Annotated in this window: 13 protein-coding genes; all 13 read left to right on the forward strand. The window is 67.5% G+C overall.

Annotated elements, in window-relative coordinates; all coding sequences use genetic code 11:
• The first annotated feature begins 293 nt into the window (after nucleotides 1-293).
• Nucleotides 294-2198, forward strand: coding sequence for a translational GTPase TypA (gene typA, locus OG624_RS26180; protein WP_033218492.1), 1905 nt, complete (start codon nucleotides 294-296; stop codon nucleotides 2196-2198).
• A gap of 472 nt (nucleotides 2199-2670) precedes the next feature.
• On the forward strand, nucleotides 2671-4323 hold the full coding sequence (locus OG624_RS26185; protein WP_244290740.1) for a peptide ABC transporter substrate-binding protein: 1653 nt from the start codon (nucleotides 2671-2673) through the stop codon (nucleotides 4321-4323).
• Between the two features lie 231 nt (nucleotides 4324-4554).
• Nucleotides 4555-5448, forward strand: coding sequence for an ABC transporter permease (locus tag OG624_RS26190; RefSeq protein WP_371639907.1), 894 nt, complete (start codon nucleotides 4555-4557; stop codon nucleotides 5446-5448).
• Between the two features lie 23 nt (nucleotides 5449-5471).
• A complete protein-coding gene (locus OG624_RS26195; protein WP_033218496.1) occupies nucleotides 5472-6395 on the forward strand; it encodes an ABC transporter permease in 924 nt (307 codons plus the stop codon).
• Nucleotides 6396-6404: 9 nt separating this feature from the next.
• Nucleotides 6405-7496 carry an ABC transporter ATP-binding protein gene (locus tag OG624_RS26200; RefSeq protein WP_078909174.1) on the forward strand — a complete coding sequence of 364 codons (1092 nt, stop codon included), beginning with the start codon at nucleotides 6405-6407 and terminating at the stop codon, nucleotides 7494-7496.
• A complete protein-coding gene (locus OG624_RS26205; RefSeq protein WP_371588392.1) occupies nucleotides 7489-8541 on the forward strand; it encodes an ABC transporter ATP-binding protein in 1053 nt (350 codons plus the stop codon). The genes OG624_RS26200 and OG624_RS26205 overlap by 8 nt, the downstream gene beginning before the upstream one ends.
• Before the next feature lie 127 nt (nucleotides 8542-8668).
• On the forward strand, nucleotides 8669-9595 hold the full coding sequence (locus OG624_RS26210; protein ID WP_371639908.1) for a GNAT family N-acetyltransferase: 927 nt from the start codon (nucleotides 8669-8671) through the stop codon (nucleotides 9593-9595).
• A gap of 107 nt (nucleotides 9596-9702) precedes the next feature.
• Complete coding sequence (locus OG624_RS26215) at nucleotides 9703-11331, forward strand: peptide ABC transporter substrate-binding protein (RefSeq protein WP_033218502.1); 1629 nt, start codon at nucleotides 9703-9705, stop codon at nucleotides 11329-11331.
• A gap of 31 nt (nucleotides 11332-11362) precedes the next feature.
• The gene (locus OG624_RS26220; protein WP_033218504.1) at nucleotides 11363-12286 is read left to right on the forward strand and encodes an ABC transporter permease; all 924 of its coding nucleotides are present in this window, start codon (nucleotides 11363-11365) and stop codon (nucleotides 12284-12286) included.
• Nucleotides 12279-13301 (forward strand): ABC transporter permease, encoded by a 1023-nt coding sequence (locus OG624_RS26225; RefSeq protein ID WP_033218507.1) that lies wholly within the window; start codon nucleotides 12279-12281, stop codon nucleotides 13299-13301. Before OG624_RS26220 ends, OG624_RS26225 begins: the two co-directional genes overlap by 8 nt.
• A gap of 11 nt (nucleotides 13302-13312) precedes the next feature.
• Nucleotides 13313-14296, forward strand: coding sequence for an ABC transporter ATP-binding protein (locus tag OG624_RS26230; RefSeq protein ID WP_033218508.1), 984 nt, complete (start codon nucleotides 13313-13315; stop codon nucleotides 14294-14296).
• Entirely contained in the window at nucleotides 14289-15371 is a 1083-nt protein-coding gene (locus OG624_RS26235) for an ABC transporter ATP-binding protein (protein ID WP_371639910.1), read from the forward strand. The genes OG624_RS26230 and OG624_RS26235 overlap by 8 nt, the downstream gene beginning before the upstream one ends.
• Before the next feature lie 352 nt (nucleotides 15372-15723).
• On the forward strand, nucleotides 15724-15918 hold the full coding sequence (locus OG624_RS26240) for a hypothetical protein (RefSeq protein WP_030012369.1): 195 nt from the start codon (nucleotides 15724-15726) through the stop codon (nucleotides 15916-15918).
• Nucleotides 15919-15936: the final 18 nt, after the last annotated feature.

Consider the following 15936-nt stretch of genomic DNA (forward strand, 5'->3'; position numbering starts at 1 on the left):
ACCGCAGGGTCACAAGCTCAGATGTGACTCAAGTCCCTTGCCCGCCGGATCCCCCGGCGGGCAAGGTCGTGCATACCCGTTGACCCGCGTGAATACCGGCCGGAACGGTGGTCGGGGCACCCCACGAAACCCTCGGCCGCACTCATGCATCCGGCCTCTTGACAGACCCCCCGGCAGGCGGTTCCCGCCACTCGACGTACCATGGGGTAAGGCCGTGGCAGGTTTTCGCCCGGCCGAGGCGCGCGTGCCGGACCGTACGCGACGCCATCCACGATCCCGGGAGAAGCGCCGAAGTGCCCACGCGCCACGACATCCGTAACGTCGCCATCGTCGCCCACGTCGACCATGGCAAGACGACCATCGTCGATGCCATGCTCAAGCAGGCCGGTGCCTTCGCCGCCCACCAGCACCTCGACGACCGCATGATGGACTCGAACGACCTGGAGCGTGAGAAGGGCATCACGATCCTCGCCAAGAACACGGCGGTGAAGTATCACCCCAAGGACGGCGGGGCCCCGATCACGATCAACATCATCGACACCCCCGGCCACGCCGACTTCGGTGGTGAGGTCGAGCGCGGTCTGTCGATGGTGGACGCCGTCGTTCTGCTGGTGGACGCCTCCGAGGGTCCGCTGCCCCAGACCCGCTTCGTCCTGCGCAAGGCCCTGCAGGCGAAGATGCCGGTCATCCTCTGCATCAACAAGACCGACCGCCCGGACTCCCGGATCGACGCCGTCGTCAACGAGACGTACGACCTCTTCCTGGACCTGGACGCGGACGAGGACCAGATCGAGTTCCCGATCGTCTACGCCTGCGGCCGTGACGGCGTGGCCTCGCTGACCAAGCCCGAGGACGGCACCGTCCCCGCGGACAGCGACAGCCTGGAGCCGTTCTTCTCCACCATCCTGGAGCACGTCCCCGCCCCGGTGTACGACGAGGAGGCCCCCCTCCAGGCCCACGTCACCAACCTGGACGCCGACAACTTCCTCGGCCGTATCGCGCTCCTGCGCGTCGAGCAGGGCGAGCTGCGCAAGGGCCAGACCGTCACCTGGATCAAGCGTGACGGCACCCAGTCGAACGTCCGCATCACCGAGCTGATGATGACCGAGGCGCTCACCCGCAAGCCGGCCGAGGTGGCGGGCCCCGGTGACATCTGCGCGGTCGCCGGTATCCCCGACATCATGATCGGTGAGACCCTGGCCGACCCGGAGAACCCGATCGCGCTTCCGCTGATCTCGGTCGACGAGCCGGCGATCTCCATGACCATCGGTACGAACACCTCCCCGATGGTCGGCCGTGGCGGCAGCGGCAAGGGCGCGGACGCCAAGTCCGCCGTCAAGGACCGCAAGGTCACCGCGCGCCAGGTGAAGGACCGCCTGGACCGCGAGCTGATCGGTAACGTCTCGCTCCGCGTGCTGGAGACCGAGCGCCCGGACGCCTGGGAGGTCCAGGGCCGTGGTGAGCTCGCGCTCGCCATCCTGGTCGAGCAGATGCGCCGCGAGGGCTTCGAGCTGACCATCGGCAAGCCGCAGGTGGTCACGCAGGAGATCGACGGCAAGGTGCACGAGCCGGTCGAGCGCATGACGATCGACGTCCCCGAGGAGCACATGGGTGCGGTCACGCAGCTCATGGGTGTCCGCAAGGGCCGCATGGACAACATGTCGAACCACGGCTCCGGTTGGGTCCGCATGGAGTTCGTCGTCCCGTCGCGCGGTCTCATCGGCTTCCGTACCGAGTTCCTGACCGGTACGCGCGGCACGGGCATCGCCCACTCGATCCACGAGGGCCACGAGCCGTGGTTCGGCCAGCTGGTGACCCGTAACAACGGCTCCCTGGTCGCCGACCGCGCCGGCTCCGTGACGCCGTTCGCGATGATCAACCTGCAGGAGCGCGGCGTCCTGTTCACCGACCCCGGCACCGAGGTGTACGAGGGCATGATCGTCGGCGAGAACTCGCGCTCCGACGACATGGACGTGAACATCACCAAGGAGAAGAAGCTCACCAACATGCGTGCGGCTTCCGCGGACAACACCGAGAACGTGGTGCCGCCCCGCAAGCTCTCCCTGGAGCAGTCCCTGGAGTTCTGCCGCGACGACGAGTGCGTCGAGGTGACCCCGGAGGCCGTCCGCATCCGCAAGGTCGTCCTGGACCAGAAGGACCGCTCGCGCACCGCGTCGCGCGCCAAGTCCGCCAAGTAACAACAGCCGTACGGCTGTTCGCCCGGATTTGCTCGGGCGGCGGCAACGGTCGGCGAAGCCGGCCGCAGGGCCCTGGTAGTGCAGCAGCCCCTCCCCTCACGGAGTCCGTGAGGGGAGGGGCTGTTCGCTTCTGTCAAGCGGATTTTTGCGTTCAGGTGTCCGCATACCGACCGTGACACTCCGGAAGATGAGCTAACCGTCCGTTTCGCACGTGTCTGTCTCCTATCCGTTTGTCCGGATTTCGGGTTTCTGACGCGGATCGATGTTGTGAAAACGAGACCACTTAAGTGTGGTTTACGGCCTGGCAGTCCCTGAGGATGGCTCCATTGAGCTCGGGTCAATGGGTCACGCGATGTGGGGATCGCGCCGACTCACGAGCACACTATGGGCAGGAAAATTGCTCGCCGTCAGGGGTGTCGGCGAGGTTTTTTTGCCCCTCAAGTCGATCAGTGGACTCATGAGGAGGAAACCCATGCGCGGTGCCAAGAGCGCCAAGTGGGTCGTGGGCGCGGTTGTCGTCGCCCTGGCCGCTACCGCCTGTGGCGGCGGTGACGGTGACAGCAAGGACAAGGGCAGCGCCAACGGCGGTGTGTTCCGGCTCGGTAGCACCGAGCCCGACACCATCGACCCGGGGCGTGCCCACGAGTCCACCGGTGTCCTGCTGGCCAACGCCCTGTTCACCGGCCTGTACGGGAACACGCCGGACGGCCTGGCCGAGCCCGCGCTCGCCGAGTCGGCGACGTCGGACGAGGGCTGCACGTCCTGGACCTTCAAGATCAAGCCCGACACCAAGTTCTCCAACGGTGAGGTCGTCGACGCCGAGTCGTTCGCCCGTGGTTGGGCCCGTGCCGCGCACAAGGCCGCCGCGTCGGACGTGGCGTACCACTTCGCCGGCATCAAGGGTTACGAGCAGCTGCAGGACGGCTCCGCCAAGACCTTCAGCGGTGTCACCACGCCGGACCCGACCACCATCAAGGTCGACCTGTCCAAGGCGGACTGCGAGTTCGTCCTGAAGACGGCGCACAACGCCTACAGCCCGGTCCCCAAGGTCGCCAAGGTCGGCGAAGAGGACAAGGCGTTCGGCGAGGCCCCCGTCGGTAACGGTCCGTTCAAGATGGACGGCACGTGGGAGCACAACAAGGCGATCAACCTCGTCCGTAACGACGGCTACGGTCTGCAGAAGGCGTCCCTGGAGAAGGTCCAGGTCACCCTCCTCAACGACAAGACCGCGCAGCAGCTCGAGTACGACGGCTTCCAGGCCGGCACCTTCGACTACGCGCACATCCCGACGCCGATGCTGAAGACGGCCGAGGCGAAGTTCAAGCCGCAGAACAAGTGGTTCGCCAAGGACACCAACGGCATGAACTTCGTTCTGCCGATCGGTGACAACGGCCCGACCAACAACAAGGACGCCCGTCTGGCGATCTCCTACGCGATCGACCGTCAGGCCATCGCCAAGGGTGTCTTCCAGGGCTACCAGACCCCGTCGACGACCATCGTGCCGCCGGCGTTCCCGAAGGCGTACCAGAAGGACCTGTGCGTCTCCTGCGTCAAGCAGGACGTCGCCAAGGCCAAGGAGTACGCCGAGAAGGGCGGCCTGAAGCCGGGTACCGAGATCAAGTTCAGCTTCAACACCGGTGCGGGCCACGAAGAGTGGGTCCAGGCCATCGCGAAGCAGCTCGAGGACGTCCTCGGCGTCAAGGTCAAGCTCGACGGCAAGGACTTCCCGGGCATGCTCAAGGAGCAGCAGGGTTCCGGCGCCACCGGCATCTACCGCTTCGCGTGGGGCGCGGACTACCCGACCCCGGAGAACTTCCTGTTCCCGCTGCTGCACTCGGCCTCGATGAACAAGGACGCCGAGGGCAACGTGACCGGTGACAACCGCGTCCGTTACAACAACCCGGAGTTCGACAAGCTGATCGACACGGCCCGTGGCACCAAGGACGAGGCCGCGCGTCTGGCGATGTACAAGCAGGCCGAGAAGATGGCCATGGACGACATGGCCCTCATCCCGACCTTCAACCGTTCCCAGTTCCGCCTGATGGCGACCGACAAGTTCAACGGTCTGGACGACATCAACTTCAACGAGGACCCGATCCTCGAGAAGATCTCGCTCAAGAAGTAATCGGTTCGGACGGTATATCCGTCAGGAGCGAACGTGCCGCGGCCCCCGGGTGACCGGTGGGCCGCGGCCCCGCTCGGCAGGCCGTTTTTACTTCGGCACCCCTCACATCCGCGGGCAATCCCCGCTGGCCGAGAGCCGACCCGTTCCTTGGGTCGGAGGCCGCTGCTCCCAGAAGCGGCCAGGTAGAGAGGCACAAACATGGGAAGGTACGTCGCCCGTCGCCTCGGGCAGATGGTCATAGTCCTCATCGGCGCGACCATGGTTCTGTTCGCGTGTCTGTTCGTTCTCCCCGGTGATCCCGTGGGTTCGATCGCGGGCAGCGACAAGGCACGTGACCCAGCAGTGGTCGCGGAGCTCAAGGCGCGTTACGGGCTCGACAAGTCGCTGCCCGAGCAGTATGTGAACTACGTGGCCAAGGTCGCGACCGGAGACCTCGGAGAGGACTTCGTCCAGCGCCGCGAGGTCTCCGAAATCCTCGGTCCCAAGCTGCAGAACACCGCGAAGCTGGCCCTTCTGGCCATCGTTCTCGTCACGGTGTTCGGTATGGGTGTCGGCATCATCGCCGCCCTCTACAGATACAGCATCTTGGACATGGCCACGACATTTTTTACGACCATGGCCGTCGGATTCCCGACGTTCGTGATCGGCATGCTGCTCATGAAGTACTTCGCCGTGGAACTCCAGTGGTTCCCGCAGCTCGGCGGCGACAAGCTCGAAGGCATGGTTCTTCCCGCGATCACCCTCGCGATCACCGACATCGCGTTCGTCGCCCGCCTCACCCGCGGCACGATGCTCGAGGTGCTCCGCGCGGACTACGTGAAGACGGCCGTGGCCAAGGGACTTCCGCGCCGGCGCGTGCTCTTCAAGCACGTGCTCCGCAACTCGTCCATCCCCGTGGTCACCTACCTGGGTATCTCGTTCGGCGGACTCCTCGGTGGCGCGCTCATCACCGAGGCGATCTTCAACTGGGACGGTGTCGGTCTGGCACTGGTTCAGGCGATTCAGCAGCAGAACAACCCGATCGTGATCGGCGTCGTGACCTACAGCGTCGCCATCTTCGTCGTCCTCAGCCTCATCGTGGACCTGCTGTACGCGGCCCTCGACCCGCGTATCCGCCTCAGCTGACCGCCCCCTAGGAGGATTTCCTCATGTCTGAGCTCGCAACGAGCCCGGCGATCGGGGACGAGAACCCCGTGTCGTCCGCTTCGGCCCCGGCCGAACCCCGACCCAAGCAACTGAGCCAGTGGGGCGAGATCCGTCACCGCTACGTCCAGAACAAGCTGGCCGTCGTCGGCCTCGTGATCATCACGCTGCTGTTCCTGACGGCGATCTTCGGTGACATGCTCGCGCCGTACGACCCCGCTGCGCAGGACCTCGAGAACACCCTCGCGTCGCCCAACGGCACCCACTGGATGGGCACCGACGCCCTGGGCCGCGACATGTTCTCGCGCCTCATAGCCGGTACCCGCGTGGCCATGTTCGTCGGCCTCGCCTCGATCTTCTTCGCGGTACTGATCGGTGTCGCCCTCGGCGCCATCGCCGGTTACTTCTCCGGCTTCGCCGACACGCTGGTCATGCGCGTCGCGGACGTGTTCCTCGCGTTCCCGCTGATGATCGGTGCCGTCGTCATCATCCTGGTCACCGGCCGCGGCATCACCCCGGTGATCATCTCGCTCGCGATCTTCTCGTGGGCGACCGTGTCCAGGCTCCTGCGCAGCTCGATCCTGTCGGTGCGCGAGATGGACTACGTCCACGCGGCCAAGGCACTGGGCGCGAGCGGCTGGCGCATCGTGCGCACGCACATCCTGCCCAACTCGCTGACCGCCGTGCTGGTCTACGCGACGTTCAACGTCGGTACCACCATCGTCGGTGTGGCGGCGCTGTCCTTCCTCGGCGCCGGCGTCCCCGTCGACGTCCCCGAGTGGGGCAACATGCTGGCGGCCGGTCAGGGCTTCATCGGTGTCAACGACTACCTGTGGTACTTCCCCAGCCTGTTCGTCGTCATCACCGTGCTCGGCTTCGCCTTCGTCGGCGACGGCCTGCGTGACGCGCTCGACCCGAAGCTCCGGTAGGGCCGCCCGATGCCCCGAGACAACATCAGCAAGCAGGACGAAGGTGGCGGCGTGACCACGTCGGAGATTCTCAGCGTTGCGGAGACGGGCGGCGGATCCGCCGTGCCGCTGCTGGAGGTCGACAACCTCCAGGTCGAGTTCAAGACCCGTGACGGGGTCGCCAAGGCCGTCAACGGCGTGAGCTACAGCGTCAGCGCCGGCGAGACCCTCGCCGTGCTCGGCGAGTCCGGCTCCGGCAAGTCCGTCACCGCTCAGGCGATCATGGGCATCCTCGACAGCCCGCCCGGACGCGTGTCCGGCGGCGAGGTGCGCTTCCACGGCAAGGACATCCTCAAGATGTCCGACGAGGAGCGCCGCAAGCTCCGTGGCAACAAGATGGCGATGATCTTCCAGGACGCGCTGTCCTCCCTGAACCCGGTCTACTCGGTGGGCGACCAGCTCGGCGAGATGTTCCGGGTCCACCGGGGCGCGTCCAAGAAGGACGCGAAGCTCAAGGCCATCGAGCTCATGGACCGCGTGAAGATCCCCGCCGCCAAGGCGCGCGTGGGTGACTACCCGCACCAGTTCTCCGGCGGTATGCGCCAGCGCATCATGATCGCCATGGCGCTGGCCCTGGAGCCGGACCTGATCATCGCCGACGAGCCGACCACGGCTCTCGACGTGACCGTCCAGGCCCAGGTCATGGACCTGCTCGCGGAGCTCCAGCGCGAGATGAACATGGGCCTGATCCTGATCACCCACGACCTCGGCGTCGTCGCCGACGTCGCGGACAAGATCGCGGTCATGTACGCGGGCCGGATCGTCGAGACCGCTCCGGTCCACGAGATCTACAAGCGCCCGTCCCACCCGTACACCCGTGGCCTGCTCGACTCGATCCCGCGCCTGGACCAGAAGGGCCAGGAGCTCTACGCGATCAAGGGTCTGCCGCCCAACCTGCTCCGCATTCCGACGGGTTGCGCCTTCAGCCCCCGTTGCCCCAAGGCGCAGGACATCTGCCGCACCGAGATCCCGGTGCTGCACCCGGTCACCGAGCAGGACGGCACCGAACTGCCCGGCCGCGGCAGCGCGTGCCACTTCTGGAAGGACCAGATCCATGGCTGAGCTCACCAAGAACACCACCGAGCGCGAGCCGATCCTCCAGGTCCGTAACCTGGTCAAGCACTTCCCGCTGACCCAGGGCATCCTGTTCAAGAAGCAGGTCGGCGCGGTCAAGGCCGTCGACGGGATCTCCTTCGACCTCTACCAGGGCGAGACCCTCGGTATCGTCGGCGAGTCCGGCTGTGGCAAGTCCACGGTCGCCAAGCTCCTGATGAACCTGGAGCGGGCGACCGCGGGCGAGATCTTCTACAAGGGCCAGGACATCAGCAAGCTGTCCGGTCGCGCCCTGAAGGCCGTGCGCCGCAACATCCAGATGGTCTTCCAGGACCCGTACACGTCGCTGAACCCGCGTATGACGGTCGGCGACATCATCGGGGAGCCCTACGAGATCCACCCCGAGGTGGCTCCCAAGGGCAACCGCCGGCAGAAGGTCCAGGAGCTCCTGGACGTCGTCGGTCTGAACCCGGAGTACATCAACCGGTACCCGCACCAGTTCTCCGGCGGCCAGCGCCAGCGCATCGGCATCGCCCGCGGCCTCGCCCTGCAGCCGGAGATCATCATCTGCGACGAGCCGGTCTCCGCGCTCGACGTGTCGGTGCAGGCCCAGGTCATCAACCTGATGGAGAAGCTGCAGGACGAGTTCAACCTCTCCTACCTCTTCATCGCGCACGACCTCTCGATCGTCCGGCACATCTCGGACCGCGTGGGCGTCATGTACCTGGGCAAGATGGCGGAGATCGGCACGGACGCCGAGATCTACGAGCACCCGACCCACCCGTACACCCAGGCGCTGCTGTCCGCCGTCCCGGTCCCGGACCCGGACGCGCGCGAGGGCCGCGAGCGGATCATCCTCACCGGTGACGTCCCGTCCCCGGCCAATCCGCCGTCGGGCTGCCGCTTCCGCACCCGCTGCTGGAAGGCCCAGGACAAGTGCTCCACCGAGGAGCCGCTGCTGGCGATCCCGGAGCGCTTCAAGGGTGTCACCACCCTGGCCGCGCACGAGTCCGCGTGCCACTTCGCCGAGGAGAAGGCCATCCTGGCCGTCTGACCGACGCGTTCGTCCGAAACGGCCGGCCCCCGGCGCCTCACGGCGCCGGGGGCCGGCCGTTTCCACGTCAGGGGCGGGCCGGCGAAACGGGTTGCGTCCCCGGGAGCCCGCCCCGGACAGTGACGGAATGACCCTCACCGTACGGCCCGCCGGGCCCGGGGACGCCTCCGACATCTGCGCCCTGCTCAATGCCGTCGACGTGATCGAGATCGGCCGCCCGGAGACCGACCTGGGCACCGTCGAGTCGGACCTCAACGCCCCCGACGTGGACCTGGCCACCGACTCCTGGCTCGCCTTCGAGGACGGGAGCCTCGTCGCCTACGCCCTCGTGTGGGCGGACTCCGGCCCGGGCCGCGTCGACGCGGACCACTACGTGCTGCCCGGCCGTCGGGCTGCCGCCCTCCTGCTGCTGGAGCACATGGAGGCCCGGGCCCGGGAGCTGACCGGCGGTCGGGGCGTACTGCGGCTCCAGCTCAACGTGAAGCCCACCCTCGACCTCTCCCTCCTCTCCGGGCGCGGCTACCGCACCATCCGCCGCTACCAGGTGATGACCCGGTCCCTGTCCCCGGCCGCCGACCCGGCGCCCACCCCACCGGCCGGACTCACCCTGCGGCACTGCGCCGACGACGAGACCGACCGCCACCGCGCCCACGCGCTGATCGAGCGCACCTTCGCCGCGCACTTCGGCCATGTGGACCGCCCGTACGAGACCTGGCTCGACCACATGGACGGCCGCAAGATCGACTGGTCCCTGGTGTGGATCGCGAGCCTGCCCGGCCACGGCGACGCGGCCGTGCTGCTCACCCGGGACGACCGCACGAGCATGGCCTGGGTCAGCCACATCGGCGTGACCGAGGAGGTACGCGGCCGAGGGATCGGCGGTTTCCTGCTGCGCCACTGCTTCGCCGTTTACGCGGAGCGCGGCCGGGACTCCGTAGGCCTCGGTGTGGACACCCACAACGAGACCGGCGCGCTCGCGCTGTACGAGGCGCACGGTATGGGCCTGCACTACGCGGTCGACTCATGGGAGCTTTCCTTGCACCCCCAGGGGTGACAGGGGCGAGACGCGCGGGTGCAATCGGTCCAACCAGGAGTGTTCAGGACCCCACATAGGGTGACATTGGCCCCTAAGCGAGTCTTGGGATCCCTAGGAGGCACTCCATGCGCGGAGCCACCCACGCCAAGTGGGCCGCATGTGCGGTGGCCGTCGCCCTCGCGGCGACGGCCTGCGGCGGCGGTAGCGACAGTGGCGGAGGCGGCGAGGCGGGCATCATCAGCTCCTCGTGGGGCGACCCGCAGAACCCGCTGGAGCCGGCCAACACCAACGAGGTGCAGGGCGGCAAGGTTCTCGACATGCTCTTCCGGGGTCTCAAGCGCTACGACCCGAAGACGGGCGAGGCCCTCGACATGGTCGCCGAGAAGATCGAGACGACGGACAGTCAGAACTTCACCATCACGCTGAAGGACGGCTGGAAGTTCAGCAACGACGAGCCGGTCACCTCGCAGTCCTTCGTCGACGCCTGGAACTACGGCGCCGACGTGCGCAACAAGCAGAACAACTCGCCGTTCTTCTCCGACATCGTCGGGTACACGGACGTCCACCCGACCTCCGGCGAGCCCAAGGCCAAGACGATGTCCGGACTGGTCGTCAAGGACGACAAGACCTTCACCGTCGCCCTGAAGAACAAGTTCTCCACCTGGCCCGAGACCCTCGGCTACCAGGCCTTCTCCCCCCTGCCCAAGGCCTTCTTCACCGACCACGCCGCCTGGCTGGACAAGCCGATCGGCAACGGCCCGTACACGGTGGACTCGTACACCAAGGGCACGGGCATGAAGCTGCGCAAGTGGGACACCTACCCCGGCCCGGACAAGGCGCAGAACGGCGGCGTGGACCTGAAGGTCTACACCGACAACAACACCGCCTACACCGACCTGATCTCCGGCAACCTCGACCTCGTCGACGACATCCCGGCGCAGCAGCTGAAGAACGTCAAGAACGACCTGGGCGACCGGTACATCAACCAGCCCGCCCTCATCATCCAGACCCTCACCTTCCCGCTGTACGACCCGCAGTGGAGCAAGGAGGGGATGGAGAACGTCCGGATCGGCATCTCCCGGGCCATCAACCGCGACGAGATCACCAAGCAGATCTTCCGCGAGACCCGCACCCCGGCCAAGGACTGGACCTCCCCGGCCCTCGGCGAGAAGGGCGGCTTCTCCTCCACGGTCTGCGGCGACGCCTGCGTCTACGACCCGGCCGCGGCCAAGAAGCTCATCACGGACGCCGGCGGGCTCCCCGGCGGCAAGGTCACGCTGACCTCCAACGTGGACACCGGCTCGCACCGCGACTGGATGGACGCCGTCTGCAACAGCATCAACAACGCGCTGGGCGAGGGCCCGGTCTGCACGGTCAACCCGATCGGCACCTTCGCGGACTTCCGCAACCAGCAGAGCGGCTTCAAGCTGACCGGCCCCTTCCGCTCCGGCTGGCAGGCCGACTACCCCCTGATCCAGAACTTCCTCCAGCCCCTCTACTACACCGGGGCCTCCTCCAACTACGGGAAGTTCAGCAACGCGGACTTCGACAAGCTCGTCGACGAGGCCAACCAGGAGAGCGACCAGGCCAAGGCCGTCGCGAAGTTCCAGGACTCCGAGAAGATCCTCGCCGCGCAGATGCCGGCCATCCCGCTCTGGTACCAGAACGGCAGCGCCGGCTACGCCGAGCGGCTCACGGACGTGGCGCTCAACCAGTTCAGCGTCCCCGTGTACGACCAGATCAAGGTCGGCTGACCCGCCTTTCGGATCGATCCTGGAGCAGTCCATGGGACGTTATGTGATCCGGCGGCTGCTCCAGATGATCCCGGTGTTCATCGGCAGCACGTTCCTGATCTTCTTCATGGTGTACGCGCTCGGTGACCCGGTCGCCGCCCTCTTCGGCGACAAGGCGCCCGACCCCGCCACCGCCGCGCGCATCCGCAAGGACCTCTACCTCGACCGCCCCCTGTGGGAGCAGTACGTCCACTACATGGGCCAGATCTTCCAGGGCGACTTCGGCACGGCCTTCAACGGCCAGCCGGTCACCGAGCTGATGGCCTCGGCCTTCCCCGTCACCCTGCGCCTGACCCTGGTCGCGATCTTCTTCGAGATCGTCATCGGCATCACCCTCGGCGTGATCAGCGGCCTGCGCCGCGGCAAGTCCGTCGACACCACCGTGCTCGTGCTCACCCTCGTCGTCATCTCCGTGCCGACCTTCGTGACGGGCTATCTGCTCCAGTACCTCTTCGGCGTCAAATGGGGCTGGGTGCGGCCCACCGTCTCCCCGGACGCTCCCCTGAACGAGTTGATCCTGCCCGGCATCGTGCTCGCGCTGGTCTCCCTCGCCTACGTCACCCGGCTCTCACGCACCTCCATCGCCGAGAACGTCAAGGCCGACTACGTGCGCACCGCCGTCGCCAAGGGGCTCCCGCGCCACCGGGTCGTCACCCGGCACCTGCTGCGCAACTCGCTCATCCCCGTCATCACCTTCATCGGCACCGACATCGGCGCCCTGATGGGCGGCGCCATCGTCACCGAGCGGATCTTCAACATCCACGGCGTCGGATACCAGCTCTACCAGGGCATCCTGCGCAACAACTCCCCGACGGTGGTCGGCTTCGTGACCATCCTCGTCATCGTCTTCCTGCTGGCGAACCTGCTCGTCGACCTGCTCTACGCGGTCCTGGACCCGAGGATCCGGTATGCCTGACCCCGAGCGTCCCGAAGGGCCCGGCGGCTACGATCCCGTCGGGCCCCGCCCGCGCGAGGCGGTCTCCCCGACCGGCCTGGGCGGACCCATGGATCTGGCCCTGGAGCAGGCCGAGAGCGTCGAGGGCATCGAGAAGACCGGCCCCCGGGGCGGGACCGGCCCCGGCCAGAAGCCCCGCTCCCTGTGGTCCGACGCCTGGCACCAGCTGCGCCGCAACCCCGTCTTCGTCATCTCCTCGCTGATGATCCTCTTCCTCGTGATCATCTCGATCTGGCCGCAGCTCATCGCGAGCGGCGACCCGCTGCAGTGCGACCTGTCCAAGTCGCAGCAGGGCTCCTCCCCGGGCCACCCCTTCGGCTACGACACCCAGGGCTGCGACGTGTACACCCGTACCGTCTACGGGGCCCGCGCCTCGATCACCGTGGGCGTCTGCGCCACCCTGGGCGCGGCCCTGCTCGGCTCGCTGCTCGGCGGGCTCGCCGGGTTCTTCGGCGGCTGGGGCGACGCGCTGCTCTCCCGGGTCGCCGACATCTTCTTCGGCATCCCCGTCGTCCTCGGCGGCCTGGTCTTCCTGTCCGTGGTCACCAGCACCACCGTGTGGCCGGTGGTCGGCTTCATCGTGCTCCTCGGCTGGCCGCAGATCGCCCGGATCGGCCGCGGCTCCGTCATCACCGCCAAACAGAACGACTACGTCCAGGCGGCCCGGGCCCTCGGCGCCGGCAACGGCCGGATGATGCTGCGGCACGTGGCGCCCAACGCCATCGCCCCGGTCATCGTCGTCGCCACCATCGCCCTCGGTACGTACATCGCGCTGGAGGCCACCCTGTCCTTCCTCGGCGTCGGCCTGCGCCCGCCCACCGTCTCCTGGGGCATCGACATCTCCAACGCGGCCTCGCAGATCCGCAACGCCCCGCACATGCTGCTCTGGCCGGCCGGCGCGCTGAGCCTGACCGTGCTCGCCTTCATCATGCTCGGCGACGCGGTGCGCGACGCCCTCGACCCCAAGCTGCGCTGAGGAGCCCGCACATGCTGCTCGAAGTCCGCGACCTGCACGTGGAATTCAAGACGCGCGACGGAGTCGCCAAGGCCGTCAACGGCGTCAACTACTCGGTGGCCGAGGGCGAGACGCTGGCCGTGCTCGGCGAATCGGGCTCCGGGAAGTCGGTCACCGCCCAGGCCGTGATGGGCATCCTCGACGTGCCGCCGGGCCGCATCGCGGGCGGCGAGATCCTCTTCAAGGGCAAGGACCTCCTCAGGATGAAGGAGGAGGAGCGCCGCAAGATCCGCGGCGCCGAGATGGCCATGATCTTCCAGGACGCGCTCTCCTCCCTGAACCCCGTCCTGAGCGTGGGCGCGCAGCTCGGCGAGATGTACGAGGTGCACCGCGGGATGTCCCGCAAGGACGCCAAGGGCAAGGCCGTCGAGCTGATGGACCGGGTGAAGATCCCGGCGGCGAAGGAACGGGTGGGTGACTATCCGCACCAGTTCTCGGGCGGCATGCGCCAGCGCATCATGATCGCGATGGCGCTGGCCCTGGAGCCCTCGCTGATCATCGCGGACGAGCCGACCACGGCCCTGGACGTCACCGTCCAGGCCCAGGTGATGGACCTGCTGGCCGAGCTCCAGCGCGAGCTGAACATGGGCCTCATCCTGATCACCCACGACCTGGGCGTGGTCGCCGACGTCGCCGACAAGATCGCGGTCATGTACGCGGGCCGGATCGTCGAGGCGGCCCCGGTCCACGAGATCTACAAGGCGCCCGCGCACCCGTACACGCGCGGCCTGCTGGACTCCATCCCGCGCCTGGACCAGAAGGGCCAGGAGCTGTACGCCATCAAGGGACTGCCGCCGAACCTGGTGGCCATCCCGCCCGGCTGCGCCTTCAACCCGCGCTGCCCGATGGCGCAGGCGGTGTGCCGCACCGACGTCCCGCCGCTGTACCGGGTGACCGAGTCGCCGGTGGAGCGGACCAGCGCCTGCCACTTCTGGAAGGAGTGCCTCCATGGCTGAGTCCCTGCTGGAGGTGAAGGACCTGGTCAAGCACTACCCGCTGACCCGGGGCATCGTCTTCCGCAAGCAGGTCGGCGCGGTCAAGGCCGTCGACGGGGTCTCCTTCGACCTGCGCGCCGGTGAGACGCTCGGCATCGTCGGCGAGTCCGGCTGCGGGAAGTCCACCGTGGCCAAGATGCTGGTCAATCTGGAGCGGCCGACGGCGGGCGCGATCTCGTACAAGGGCGAGGACATCAGCAAGCTGTCCGGCCGTGCCCTGAAGGCCGTGCGCCGCAACATCCAGATGGTCTTCCAGGACCCGTACACCTCGCTGAACCCGCGCATGACGGTCGGCGACATCATCGGGGAGCCCTACGAGATCCACCCCGAGGTGGCTCCCAAGGGCAACCGCCGGCAGAAGGTCCAGGAACTGCTCGACGTCGTCGGTCTGAACCCGGAGTACATCAACCGGTACCCGCACCAGTTCTCCGGCGGCCAGCGCCAGCGCATCGGCATCGCCCGCGGCCTCGCCCTGCGACCCGAGATCATCGTCGCCGACGAGCCCGTCTCGGCCCTGGACGTCTCCGTCCAGGCCCAGGTGATCAACCTGCTGGACCGGCTGCAGAGCGACTTCGACCTGTCCTACGTCTTCATCGCGCACGACCTCTCGATCGTCCGGCACATCTCCGACCGGGTCGGCGTCATGTACCTGGGCCGGATCGTCGAGATCGGCACCGACAGCCAGATCTACGACCACCCGACCCACCCGTACACCCAGGCGCTGCTCTCGGCCGTCCCGGTACCGGACCCGGAGGCCCGCGCGCACCGCGAGCGGATCATCCTCACCGGTGACGTGCCCTCCCCGGCCAACCCGCCCTCGGGCTGCCCCTTCCGCACCCGCTGTTGGAAGGCCGAGCCCCGCTGCACGGCGGAGGTCCCGCTGCTCGCGGTCCCGCAGGTCTTCCCCTCGGGCCCGGCGGCGCACCCGTCGGCCTGCCACTTCGCGGCCGAGAAGCAGGTGGTCCCGCTGTCGGACCAGCCGCCCCCGCCCTCGCCGCCACCCCCGCCACCGGCGGATCCACCGGCGAAGGAGTAGCCGCATACCGATGATTTCCGGCCACCGCTGTGCGACGGGTGGGGAAGGGGTGGACACCCCCGGCAACTCCGTTTACGTGGGGGCAACTTGACCGTTTCTGCCCCGAGATCTGGGGCATGCAACCTGGATGCCGTGCGGCCGTGCGGGTGCCGACAGCCGGCCGGGGAGGCGTACAGCCTCGCCGGCCGGCCTCCCCGTGCCCCCACTCATGCGCGGCATGCGCCCCTCGTGCTGCCGGATTTCGATCGATGCGCTGGTACGGATAGTTATGATCCGTAGCGCACGGTGGGTATGACTCCTGCCGAGCACGAATGCGCGTACCGATGTCCGCTCGACGTGGAGGTGAAACGCCGTGGCACTCTCGATCTCCGCCGTGGTGCTGCTGGCGATCATCGTCTTCCTGCTGGTCCGAAGGGCGGGCCTGAAGGCGGGACATGCGGTGGTCTGCGTGCTGCTCGGCTTCTACCTGGCGAGTTCCACCATCGCCCCGACGCTCAGCCAGCTCACCTCGAACGTGGCGAGCATGATCAGTGGCCTCAAGTTCTAGCTCAGGCCTCGTAGGCTG

Origin of the sequence: Streptomyces virginiae (assembly GCF_041432505.1) — a bacterium.
GTDB lineage: Bacteria > Actinomycetota > Actinomycetes > Streptomycetales > Streptomycetaceae > Streptomyces > Streptomyces virginiae_A.